The sequence below is a fragment of the Streptomyces sp. TRM68367 genome (genome assembly GCF_014495685.1).
Taxonomy (GTDB): domain Bacteria; phylum Actinomycetota; class Actinomycetes; order Streptomycetales; family Streptomycetaceae; genus Streptomyces.
In genome coordinates, this window is sequence record NZ_JACTVI010000094.1 from 19,401 (window position 1) to 31,255 (window position 11,855).

General features: G+C 70.2%; 9 protein-coding genes and 1 pseudogene. 6 read left to right on the top strand and 4 right to left on the bottom strand.

The window, feature by feature from the left end; all coding sequences use genetic code 11:
- The first annotated feature begins 6 nt into the window (after positions 1-6).
- The 4 genes from H8R17_RS36610 to H8R17_RS36625 all read left to right on the top strand — a co-directional run bounded on the left by H8R17_RS36610 (position 7) and on the right by H8R17_RS36625 (position 4,509).
- Positions 7-2,553: a sensor histidine kinase KdpD gene (locus H8R17_RS36610; protein WP_187827520.1), complete on the top strand. Its 2,547-nt coding sequence runs from the start codon at positions 7-9 to the stop codon at positions 2,551-2,553.
- The gene (locus tag H8R17_RS36615) at positions 2,550-3,233 is read left to right on the top strand and encodes a response regulator (RefSeq protein ID WP_187827521.1); all 684 of its coding nucleotides are present in this window, start codon (positions 2,550-2,552) and stop codon (positions 3,231-3,233) included. The genes H8R17_RS36610 and H8R17_RS36615 overlap by 4 nt, the downstream gene beginning before the upstream one ends.
- A gap of 160 nt (positions 3,234-3,393) precedes the next feature.
- Positions 3,394-3,792 (top strand): OB-fold nucleic acid binding domain-containing protein, encoded by a 399-nt coding sequence (locus tag H8R17_RS36620; protein ID WP_187827522.1) that lies wholly within the window; start codon positions 3,394-3,396, stop codon positions 3,790-3,792.
- A 3-nt stretch (positions 3,793-3,795) separates the two neighbouring features.
- Complete coding sequence (locus tag H8R17_RS36625; protein ID WP_187827523.1) at positions 3,796-4,509, top strand: DUF3159 domain-containing protein; 714 nt, start codon at positions 3,796-3,798, stop codon at positions 4,507-4,509.
- A 103-nt stretch (positions 4,510-4,612) separates the two neighbouring features.
- On the opposite strand, the gene H8R17_RS36630 is transcribed toward H8R17_RS36625, so the two are convergent.
- Both H8R17_RS36630 and H8R17_RS36635 read right to left on the bottom strand, forming a co-directional pair.
- Positions 4,613-5,290, bottom strand: coding sequence for a TrkA family potassium uptake protein (locus H8R17_RS36630; RefSeq protein ID WP_187827524.1), 678 nt, complete (start codon positions 5,288-5,290; stop codon positions 4,613-4,615).
- Complete coding sequence (locus H8R17_RS36635; protein WP_187827525.1) at positions 5,290-5,961, bottom strand: TrkA family potassium uptake protein; 672 nt, start codon at positions 5,959-5,961, stop codon at positions 5,290-5,292. The genes H8R17_RS36630 and H8R17_RS36635 overlap by 1 nt, the downstream gene beginning before the upstream one ends.
- A 509-nt stretch (positions 5,962-6,470) precedes the next feature.
- Here H8R17_RS36635 and H8R17_RS36640 point away from each other — a divergent pair.
- Positions 6,471-8,519 carry an APC family permease gene (locus tag H8R17_RS36640; protein ID WP_187827526.1) on the top strand — a complete coding sequence of 683 codons (2,049 nt, stop codon included), beginning with the start codon at positions 6,471-6,473 and terminating at the stop codon, positions 8,517-8,519.
- Positions 8,520-8,574: 55 nt separating this feature from the next.
- Positions 8,575-9,903: a class I SAM-dependent RNA methyltransferase gene (locus tag H8R17_RS36645; protein ID WP_187827527.1), complete on the top strand. Its 1,329-nt coding sequence runs from the start codon at positions 8,575-8,577 to the stop codon at positions 9,901-9,903.
- 243 nt (positions 9,904-10,146) lie between these two features.
- On the opposite strand, the gene H8R17_RS47805 is transcribed toward H8R17_RS36645, so the two are convergent.
- Both H8R17_RS47805 and H8R17_RS47810 read right to left on the bottom strand, forming a co-directional pair.
- Positions 10,147-10,767 (bottom strand): hypothetical protein, encoded by a 621-nt coding sequence (locus tag H8R17_RS47805; protein WP_187827528.1) that lies wholly within the window; start codon positions 10,765-10,767, stop codon positions 10,147-10,149.
- Between the two features lie 883 nt (positions 10,768-11,650).
- Positions 11,651-11,767: pseudogene (locus H8R17_RS47810) on the bottom strand (IS5/IS1182 family transposase); the annotation flags it as partial.
- Between the last annotated feature and the right edge of the window lie 88 nt (positions 11,768-11,855).

The following is an 11,855-nucleotide window of genomic DNA, read 5'->3' on the forward strand; positions in this document are numbered from 1 at the left end:
GAGGCCATGGGACGCGGCAAGCTTCGGATCTACCTCGGTGCGGCACCGGGCGTCGGCAAGACGTGCGCGATGCTGTCCGAGGCGCACCGGCGTGTCGCGCGTGGCACCGACTGCGTGGTGGCCTTCGTCGAGCACCACGGCCGGCCGCGCACCGAGGCGCTGCTGCACGGCCTGGAGCAGGTGCCGCGCCGGGAGATCGAGTACCGGGACAGCGTCTTCACCGAGATGGACGTCGACGCCGTACTCGCGCGCCGCCCCCAGGTGGCCCTGGTCGACGAGCTGGCCCACACGAACGTCCCCGGCTCCCGCAACGTCAAACGCTGGCAGGACGCGGAGGAGCTGCTGGCCGCCGGCATCGATGTGATATCGACCGTCAACATCCAGCACCTGGAGTCGCTGGGGGACGTCGTCGAGTCGATAACGGGGGTGCGGCAGCGGGAGACCGCGCCGGACGAGGTGGTGCGCCGTGCCGACCAGATCGAGCTGGTCGACATGTCGCCGGAGGCGCTGCGCCGGCGTATGGCGCACGGCAACATCTACCGGCCGGACCGGGTCGACGCGGCGCTGTCGAACTACTTCCGGCCCGGCAACCTGACCGCGCTGCGTGAGCTGGCGCTGCTGTGGCTGGCCGACCGGGTCGACGAGTACCTCCAGCGGTACCGCAGCGAGCACCGCGTGTCGCGGATCTGGGGCTCACGGGAGCGGATCGTGGTCGGCCTGACCGGCGGCCCGGAGGGGCGCACGCTGATCCGGCGGGCGGCGCGGCTCGCGGAGAAGGGCGCCGGCAGCGAGGTGCTGGCCGTGTACATCGCCCGCAGCGACGGGCTCACATTCGCCTCGCCCAAGGAGCCGGCGGTGCAGCGGACCCTGGTGGAGGACCTGGGCGGAACCTTTCACCATGTCGTGGGCGACGACATACCCGCCGCGCTGCTGGACTTCGCGCGCGGTGTGAACGCCACCCAGATCGTGCTCGGCTCCTCGCGCCGCAAGACCTGGCAGTACGTCTTCGGTCCGGGCGTGGGCGCCACGGTCGCCCGCGAGTCCGGGCCCGACATCGACGTGCACATCGTCACCCACGACGAGGTGGCCAAGGGGCGCGGACTTCCCGTCGCCCGGGGCGCGCGGCTCGGACGGTCCCGGATCGTGTGGGGCTGGGCGATCGGTGTGGCCGGCCCGGCGATCCTGGCGGCCCTGCTCAACACCGTGCACCTCGGGCTCGCCAACGACATGCTGCTGTTCCTGGCGCTGACGGTGGCGGCCGCCCTGGTGGGCGGGCTCTTCCCGGCGCTGGCCTCGGCGGCCGTCGGCTCCCTGCTGCTGAACTACTTCCACACACAGCCCCTGCACCGGTGGACGATCGCCGACCCGAAGAACATCATCGCCCTCGTCATCTTCGTCGCCGTCGGCGTGTCCGTGGCCTCGGTCGTCGACCTGGCCGCCCGCCGCACCCACCAGGCGGCCCGGCTGCGCGCCGAGTCGGAGATCCTGTTCTTCCTCGCCGGCAACGTGCTGCGCGGCGAGACCGGCCTGGAGGAGCTGCTGGAGCGGGTCCGCGAGACCTTCGGCATGGACTCGGCGGCCCTGCTGGAGCGGGCGGGCGACATGGCGCCCTGGACCTGCGCGGGCCGGGCCGGCCAGGGGCGGGTGGTCGAGCGGCCGGAGGACGCGGACGTGGACATGCCCGTCGGGGACCACATGGCGCTCGCGCTGACCGGGCGGGTGCTGCCTGCCGAGGACCGGCGGGTACTCGCCGCGTTCGCCGCGCAGGCAGCCGACGTCCTGGACCGCCGCCGGCTCCAGGAGGAGGCCGGCCGGGCCCGCACGCTGGCCGAGGGCAACCGCATCCGCACCGCCTTGCTCGCCGCCGTCAGCCATGACCTGCGCACGCCGCTCGCCGGGATCAAGGCCGCGGTGTCCAGCCTGCGCTCCGAGGACGTCGAGTGGTCCGAGGAGGACCGCGCGGAGCTGCTGGCGGGCATCGAGGAGGGCGCCGACCGCCTCGACCACCTCGTCGGCAACCTGCTCGACATGTCCCGGCTGCACACCGGCACGGTCACCCCGCTGATCCGCGAGATCGACCTCGACGAGGTGGTGCCGGTGGCGCTCGGCGGGGTGCCCGAGGGCAGCGTCGGCCTGGACGTGCCGGAGACCCTGCCCATGGTGGCGGTGGACCCCGGGCTGCTGGAGCGGGCGGTGGCCAACCTGGTCGAGAACGCCGTCAAGTACAGCCCGCCGGGCGCGCCCGTGCTGGTAGCCGCCAGCGCCCTCGCCGACCGCGTCGAGGTGCGCGTCGTCGACCGCGGCCCCGGCGTCCCCGACGAGGCCAAGGAACGCATCTTTGAACCCTTCCAGCGCTATGGCGACGCCCCGCGTGGCGCCGGGGTCGGGCTCGGCCTCGCGGTCGCGCGCGGCTTCGCCGAGGCCATGGGCGGCACCCTGAACGCCGAGGACACGCCCGGCGGCGGCCTCAGCATGGTCCTCACCCTCCGCGCCGCAGGACCGCGTCCCGAGGCGCTCCTGCAGCCCGTACGAACCGAAAGGCAGGCTCCATGACCCGGGTGCTCGTGATCGACGACGAGCCGCAGATCGTGCGCGCACTCGTGATCAACCTCAAGGCGCGCAAGTACGAGGTGGACGCGGCCCACGACGGCGCCACGGCCCTTCAGCTCGCCGCCGCCCGCCACCCCGACGTGGTCGTCCTCGACCTGGGCCTGCCCGACATGGACGGCGTGGAGGTGATCAGGGGCCTGCGCGGCTGGACCCGGGTGCCGATCCTGGTGCTGTCCGCCCGGCACTCGTCCGACGAGAAGGTCGAGGCGCTGGACGCGGGCGCCGACGACTACGTCACCAAGCCCTTCGGCATGGACGAGCTGCTGGCCCGGCTGCGGGCCGCCGTCCGGCGCGCCGAGCCCACAGGTGACGGGGAGGACGCCGTGCTCCTGGAGACCGAGGACTTCACCGTCGACCTGGCCGCGAAGAAGGTCAACCGGGGCGGCAGGGACGTACGGCTCACGCCCACCGAGTGGCATCTGCTGGAGGTGCTGGTGCGCAACGCCGGGCGCCTGGTCAGCCAGAAGCAACTGCTCCAGGAGGTGTGGGGGCCGTCGTACGGGACCGAGACGAACTACCTGCGGGTGTACATGGCCCAGTTGCGGCGCAAGCTGGAGACGGATCCGTCGCATCCGCGGCACTTCATCACTGAGCCGGGGATGGGGTACCGGTTCGAGAAGTGAGCTGTGGGTCGGCTGGGGGTCCGGGGGTCGTCCCCCGGGGGATGCGGTATCACGGAGCCGGGGATGGGGTACCGGGTTCGAGAAGTGAGCCCAGGGCGTTGTTCCGGCCGGGATCCACAGGGGGTACGTGACGGTCGGTGCACCCCGGTACGCTTCTGATATGAGTCCTGTTCCTCGTTCCGAAAAGCCGGTGGGCCGGTTCCGGCGCATGTTCGACCGGCTCTCCTCCTCGCAGGAGGACCTGGAGTCGGAGGAGCTGCGGGAGGACGCCGACACCGCGGGCTGCACGCCGATCGGCGACTGCAAGGACCGACAGATCGTCACGGTAACTGGTACCTTGCGCACGGTCACCCTGCGGCCGCGCGCCGGGGTCCCGGCTCTGGAGGCCGAGCTGTTCGACGGCTCCGCCGCGCTGGACGTGGTGTGGCTCGGCAGGCGCTCCATCGTGGGCATAGAACCGGGGCGCAAGCTGATCGCATCGGGCCGGATCTCCCTGAGCCGGGGCCGCCGGGTGCTGTTCAATCCCAAGTACGAACTGAGACCCCTCGGACGGGAGTAGCCGGTGACGTCGCTCGACAAGCCGACCGAAGAGACATCTGCGGACGACACCCGGGCGGTGACCGAGGCCGCGCTGTTCGAGGCGTTCGGCGGCATCCGCGGCACGGTCGAGACGGTGCTGCCAGGTCTTCTCTTCGTCTCCATCTACACGATCAACAAGGACCTGCACCTGTCCGCCATCGCGGCGCTGGCGGTGTCGCTGATCCTGGTCGTGGTCCGGCTGGCGATGAGGGACACCGTCAAGCACGCCTTCAGCGGTGTCTTCGGCGTCGCCTTCGGTGTCGTCTTCGCGATGATGACCGGCAACGCAAAGGACTTCTACCTGCCCGGCATGCTCTACACGCTGGGACTGGGGCTCGCGTACATCATCACGACCCTGTGCGGCGTCCCGCTGATCGGCCTGATCCTCGGGCCGGTCTTCAAGGAGAACCTCTCCTGGCGCACCAGGAACCCGGGCCGCAAGAAGGCGTACGCCAAGGCCAGTTGGGCCTGGGGGCTGATCCTGCTCGCCAAGTGCGCGATCCTCTTCCCGCTGTACTGGTGGGCGGACACGACCCAGCTGGGCTGGGTGCTGGTCGCGCTGAAGCTTCCGCCGTTCCTGCTCGCCGTGTGGCTGACCTGGGTGTTCCTGGCGAAGGCGCCCGCGCCGATTGACGTGTTCGCGGAGATGGAGGCCGAGGAGAAGGCTCGGGAGGCTGCGGGTCGGTCGGCTGAGTAGGCGTGCGGCGTTGGCGTGGGCCTTGCTGGGGGCTCCGCCCCCAGACCGAAGGTGAGGGGCGCCCCATGTTCAGGGCGCCCCTTCTGCCGTAAGCGGGAAAGGCTCAGCTCGCCGCATCCTCCCGGCGGACCGACAGCAGGTCCTCCAGCTGTTCCTCGCGGGCCTGGGCGGCGACGAAGAGGAGTTCGTCGCCCGCTTCCAGGGAGTCCTCGCGAGACGGCGTGAGGACGCGGTTGCCGCGGATGATGGTGACCAGGGACGTGTCCTCGGGCCACTCGACCTCGCCGACCTGCGTGCCGGCCAGCGCCGACTCCTCCGGCAGGGTCAGCTCGACCAGGTTGGCGTCGCCGTGGCTGAAGCGCAGCAGCCGGACCAGGTCGCCGACGCTCACCGCCTCCTCGACCAGCGCCGACATCAGGCGCGGGGTGGAGACAGCCACGTCCACTCCCCAGGCCTCGTTGAACAGCCACTCGTTCTTCGGGTTGTTGACCCGGGCGACGACGCGCGGGACGCCGTACTCCGTCTTCGCCAGCAGGGACACGACCAGGTTGACCTTGTCGTCGCCCGTCGCGGCGATCACGACGTTGCAGCGCTGGAGCGCCGCCTCGTCCAGCGACGTGATCTCACAGGCGTCGGCGAGCAGCCACTCCGCCTGCGGGACGCGCTCGACCGAGATGGCGGTCGGCGCCTTGTCGATGAGCAGGACCTCGTGGCCGTTCTCCAGCAGCTCGCCCGCGATCGAGCGGCCGACCGCGCCGGCTCCGGCAATGGCGACCCTCATCAGTGACCGCCCTCCTCGTAGGGGCCCTCGGCGAAGGACGCCTCGACCTTCTCGATGTCCTCCGTGCGCATCATCACGTGCACCAGGTCACCCTCTTGCAGCACCGTCTGCGAGGTGGGCAGGATCGCCTCACCGAGCCGGGTCAGGAACGCCACGCGGACGCCCGTCTCCTCCTGCATCTTGCTGATCTTGTGGCCCACCCAGGCCGTGGAGGCGTGCACCTCGGCGAGCTGGACGCCGCCGGTGGGGTCCCGCCACAGCGGCTCGGCGCCCGACGGCAGCAGCCGGCGCAGCATCTGGTCGGCCGTCCAGCGGACGGTCGCCACCGTGGGGATGCCCAGCCGCTGGTAGACCTCGGCGCGGCGGGGGTCGTAGATGCGGGCGGCGACGTTCTCGATGCCGAACATCTCACGGGCCACGCGCGCGGCGATGATGTTGGAGTTGTCGCCGCTGGAGACGGCCGCGAAGGCGCCCGCCTCCTCGATGCCCGCCTCGCGCAGCGTGTCCTGGTCGTAGCCGACGCCAGTCACCCGGCGGCCGCCGAACGAGGAACCCAGGCGGCGGAAGGCGGTGGGGTCCTGGTCGACCACGGCGACCGTGTGCCCCTGCTGCTCCAGGTTCTGGGCGAGGGCGGACCCCACACGTCCGCAGCCCATGATGACAATGTGCACGGCCCTACACCACGCTTCCCACAGGCTGTCCGGCCTGTGTCCATGTTCTGCTCATGTCTCTCTCTCGGCTCGCCGGGCGGCACGTCGCGGCCGATTGTGCGGGCCGCTGGGCAACATCATGCCGGGGATACCCGGCCATGCCGTCGTCCGGGGGGTTGGATGCCGACCCTGACTGCCTGCATCCAACGTATCCCCCACAGCGCGCAGGCAGGCCTGGCGCTTGGTGACGCGCTCACCTCCGGCTGATGCTGCGCACGCTGGCGAGTGTGAGGATGCCGACGCCGACGAGGGCGGCTGCGGCGCCGATCAGTTGTGCGGTTGCGTGCACGAGAACCTCCGGGGTGGTGGTCACGGGGAGGGAGGGGAAACGAATGACGTTTCGTCATATAGGCATGAGGGCTCTGTGACCTGCGGAAACCGCATCCACAGGAGCCCCCGATTTCACCCGGTGAGCAGATATGGGGTGGCGGGTGGGCGACCCCGCTTTCGAACGCTTACGATCCTCTGTTGTGTCCAAACTGACCGACGTGCCCAAACGGCTTCTGATCGGGCGCGCACTGCGCAGCGATCGGCTGGGGGAAACACTCCTGCCGAAGCGCATCGCACTCCCCGTCTTCGCCTCCGACCCGCTGTCCTCCGTCGCGTACGCGCCCGGAGAGGTGCTGCTGGTCCTGTCCGTCGCGGGCGTATCGGCGTACCACTTCAGCCCATGGATCGCGGCCGCGGTCGTCGTGCTGATGTTCACCGTGGTCGCCTCCTACCGGCAGAACGTGCACGCCTACCCCAGCGGCGGCGGCGACTACGAGGTGGCCACCACCAACCTCGGCGCCAAGGCGGGCATGACGGTCGCCAGCGCCCTGCTCGTCGACTACGTCCTCACCGTCGCCGTGTCGATCGCCTCCGGCATCGAGAATCTGGGCTCCGCGGTCCCCTTCGTCGTCGAGCACAAGGTCTTCTCCGCGATCGCCGTGATCGTGCTGCTGACGCTGATGAACCTGCGCGGCGTCAAGGAGTCCGGCAGGCTGTTCGCGATCCCGACGTACGTCTTCGTCTCCGGCGTCTTCATCATGATCGCGTGGGGCGCGTTCCGCGGACTGGTGCTCGGCGACGAGATGCGGGCGCCCACGGCGGACTACGCGATCCGGCCCGAGCACCAGGGCCTGGCGGGTTTTGCCCTCGTCTTCCTCCTGCTGCGCGCCTTCTCCTCCGGCTGCGCCGCGCTCACCGGTGTCGAGGCGATCTCCAACGGCGTGCCCGCCTTCCGCAAGCCGAAGTCGAAGAACGCGGCGACGACGCTGGCCATGATGGGCCTGTTCGCCGTCACCATGTTCTGCGGCATCATCGGCCTCGCCATGGTGACCAACGTCCGCATGGCCGAGAACCCGGCCACCGACCTGCTGCACAACGGCACCCCGCTCGGCGCGGACTACGTGCAGAACCCGGTCATCACCCAGGTCGCCGAGGCCGTGTTCGGCGACGGCAGCTTCTTCTTCATCCTGCTGGCCGCGGCCACCGCGCTCGTGCTGTTCCTCGCCGCCAACACCGCCTACAACGGCTTCCCCGTGCTCGGCTCGATCCTTGCCCAGGACCGCTACCTCCCGCGCCAGCTGCACACCCGCGGCGACCGGCTCGCCTTCTCCAACGGGATCGTGCTGCTCGCGGGCGCGGCCGGACTGCTGGTGTGGATCTACGGCGCCGACTCCACGCGCCTGATCCAGCTGTACATCGTCGGTGTGTTCGTGTCCTTCACCCTCAGCCAGACCGGCATGGTCCGGCACTGGAACCGCCACCTGGCCACCGAGAAGGACCCCGCCAAGCGCCGCCGCATGATCCGCTCGCGCGCGATCAACGCCTTCGGCGCCTTCTTCACGGGCCTGGTGCTGGTCGTCGTCCTGGTCACCAAGTTCACGCACGGCGCGTGGGTCGCGCTGCTCGGCATGGTGATCTTCTACGCGACGATGACGGCCATCCGCCGCCACTACGACCGCGTCGCCGAGGAGATCGCCGCCCCCGAGGGCCCGAGCGACGACAGCGTACGGCCGTCCCGCGTCCACTCGGTGGTCCTGATCTCCAAGATCCACCGCCCGGCCCTGCGCGCGCTGGCGTACGCGAAGCTGATGCGCTCGGACACCCTGGAGGCGCTCAGCGTCAACGTCGACGTGGCGGAGACCAAGGCGCTGCGCGAGGAGTGGGAGCGGCGCGGCATCGACGTACCGCTGAAGGTGCTGGACTCGCCGTACCGCGAGATCACCCGGCCGATCATCGAGTACGTCAAGAGCCTGCGCAGCCAGTCGCCGCGCGACGCCGTGTCGGTGATCATCCCCGAGTACGTGGTCGGCCACTGGTACGAGCATCTGCTGCACAACCAGAGCGCCCTGCGGCTCAAGGGCCGGCTGCTGTTCACGCCGGGCGTCATGGTGACCTCGGTGCCGTACCAGCTGCAGTCGTCCGAGGTGGCGCGCAAGCGGGCCCGCAAGCAGCAGGAGTGGAACGCGCCGGGGTCGGTGCGGCGCGGTCCGGCGCAGGAGCGGGCGAAGGAGTCCTCGCCGTCGACGTAGACTGGTGGGCTGTTGTCCGCCCGTTGTTGAACCGAAGTTGTGGAGTCACCCCGCCATGCAGGCAGAACCGAAGAAGTCGCTGGTGGGGGAGGAGTACGAAGTCGAGATCGGCCCCGTCGCCCACGGCGGCCACTGCATCGCCCGTACGTCCGAGGGGCAGGTGCTGTTCGTCCGGCACGCGCTGCCCGGTGAGCGGGTCGTCGCGCGTGTGACGGAGGGCGAGGAGGGGGCCCGGTTCCTGCGCGCCGACGCGGTCCGGATCCTGGACGCGTCCAAGGACCGCGTCGATGCCCCCTGTCCCTTCGCCGGCCCCGGCCGCTGCGGCGGCTGCGACTGGCAGCACGCCAAGCCGGGAGCGCAGCGGCGCCTGAAGGCCGACGTCATCGCCGAGCAGCTTCAGCGTCTTGCCGGGCTCACGCCCGAGGAGGCCGGCTGGGACGGCACGGTGGTGCCGGCCGAGGGCGACAAGCTGCCGGCGGGCGAGGTGCCGGCGTGGCGGACGCGGGTGCAGTACGCGGTGACCGCCGACGGCCGTGCGGGTCTGCGCCGGCACCGGTCGCACGAGGTGGAGCCGATCGACCACTGCATGATCGCGGCTCCCGGAGTGACCGAGCTGGGCATCGAGAAGCGCGACTGGACCGGCATGGACACCGTCGAGGCGATCGCGGCGACGGGCTCGCAGGACCGGCAGGTGATCCTCACGCCGAAGCCGGGTGCGCGGCTGCCGCTGGTCGAACTGGACCGGCCGGTGTCGGTGATGCGCGTGGACGAGCGCTCCGGCGGCGTGCACCGCGTCCACGGGCGCCCCTTCGTCCGCGAGCGCGCGGACGGCCGTACCCATCGCGTCGGCAGCGGCGGTTTCTGGCAGGTCCACCCGAAGGCCGCGGACACGCTGGTGACGGCGGTGATGCAGGGCCTGCTGCCGCGCAAGGGCGACATGGCGCTCGACCTGTACTGCGGCGTCGGCCTGTTCGCGGGCGCGCTGGCCGACCGGGTCGGCGACAAGGGCGCGGTCCTCGGCATCGAGTCCTCCCGGCGCGCGGTGGAGGACGCCCGGCACAACCTCGACGGCTTCGACCGCGTCCGCGTCGAACAGGGCAAGGTGGAGTCGGTTCTCCCGCGCACCGGCATCACCGAGGCCGACCTCGTCGTCCTGGACCCACCGCGGTCCGGCGCGGGCCGCCAGACGGTGGCCCACCTGTCGTCCCTCGGCGCCCGCAGGATCGCGTACGTCGCCTGCGACCCGGCGGCGCTCGCGCGGGATCTGGCGTACTTCCGGGACGGGGGGTACCGGGTGCGGATGCTGCGGGCGTTCGATCTGTTTCCGATGACACATCATGTGGAGTGCGTGGCGATCCTCGAACCGGCCGCGAAGGGCGCCTGACCTGCGGTTTCGTGCGTGCGCATTATGTGCGGTGTGGGCGTTACGGGCAATATCTTGACGCTGAAATGACGCTCGTGACGCTCAAATGACGCTCGTTCTGACGGGGTGTCACCTGACTGATCGTGTAGGTCGTGCCAGTTGGAGGGCGCGTTCCCGCGGGCTGTCTTTGCAGAAACTTGAAGACATTAAGCCGAGTTCCTGCATGCCGTAGTTCGGCGGGCCGGACGTTGGCGGAGCGGGCGCTCAAGAGGTCGGTCCGTAAGGGCTCCAGTGCCCGAGGAAGGGCCTTAGGTCGTCGGCTCGCGGTTCGGGGACGTCGGGCAACCGGGGTGGTGAGCTCAGCGGGTCGAGGTGCTCGACGGTGGTCGCTGCCCAGCTGATCCATGCTTCAGCGTCGATTCTGGCCTGCCCCGACGGCATGGCCTCGACTCGCGCGCGCACAGCGCTCACGTACTCGGTCAATCGGGTGGCGTGGTGCCAAGCCGCTTCCTGCGCTTCGAGGTGCCTGATGCGGTACACCTCCGCGTACCGGATGCGGGCTTCTTCCATGGCGGCTTCCCAGCGGATGCGCTTCTGGCGTGCCGCTTCGATCTCGTCCTGGCGTCTGCGTTCAGCGGCCTCGCCGCGAAGAGTGACCTCTTGGGCGATCTCGGCGAGCTGCTCTTCGAGGGAGTGGCCGGGGGTGTCGGCCCATTCGCTCGCCCGGTGCGGCTGGCCGCCGCTGAGGACGAAGCGGAGCCGTTCGGACGGGGTGTGGTCGAAGCGGGGGATCCTGACCCAGGAGTCCTTCTTGGCCGCGGCGAGTTCCTTCTGGGTGGCGACGTGCTCGGTTCGGTCTTGCTCCTGGAGGACAAGGAACCCCACGGTCTGGCCCCGTGCGGTGATGGTGAAGTGGGGAGGTGCGCTGCGGCGGCGATGAGGCGGGGGAGCGAAGCCGGTCCGTCCAGCAGAAGCGGAATGTCCTGCGGTCTCGACAGCGGGTGATGCGCTTGGATGAGCCGGAGGGCACGTCCTTGGACGGGCTTCGTGAGGCCCAGCGGTTGGGTTTCGCTCTGCATGGCCTGTACCACGGCGTGCGGACGCGCGAGCCGCGACGGCACGGGGATGGGTTCGAGGACGGCAAGGCGCCAGGCGGGGATGTCGACGAGCTTGATCTCGTACCCGCCACGGCACCAACCCCCGTATAGCTCCTTCCTCTCCGGGACCCTTGTGGACCTACGTGCCGCAGCGACGCGGGACGGCCACTTCTCCAAGTCCGGACCGCTGCCGCTCTTGACGATCCGGCCGCCGGCGTCCGCAAGCTCCTGCAGCAGCTGCTCCGTGAACGTCGTACGAGGCTGTGATGGAGGGCTTGGCGTCCGCCCGGTGGCCGGAGTTTCGTGCGATTGGGGGGACCGGCGTCGTGGAGCGGTGGCCTGGGTCCCCGGCGGGCGTGACCCGCGGGGAGGGTAGGTGCCGTGCGCCAGGTAGTGCTGGCCTGCACCCGTCAGGGCGACGCTCCACTGCCCGCCCTTCCGGGAGACAGTGACCAAGCCGCGGTTGTGCAGTGCCTGACACGTGGTCTTGTAGGAGCTGGTCTTCCACAGGCCAGCAGGACATCCGGCCCCCACCCACTGCAGCACTGACAGTTGCCGCTCATTGACCTGCCGCTCCAATGTCCTGCCTTCGACTTGAGGTTGACGTACGACGGCGGCATGTTGTCAGTTCCGTTGGTCAGCGACGGGCGGTTCGAATCAGTTCGCTCGAACGAGTTCGCCTTGTCCGCTAGGACCACATCGGGCCGAGTGCGAGGCCGCCCCCACGGGCGGGGAACCCGCAGGCCGGCCATCACGTCGGGGAAGGCAGGTGCATCGCCGGCCTGCCCGTGTGAACGATCACGTAATTCCCCGGGCCCGGCGTCACGTAATTCCCCAGGTCCTGACCTCGTCCATGTCTACTTGATCGAGGGCTTG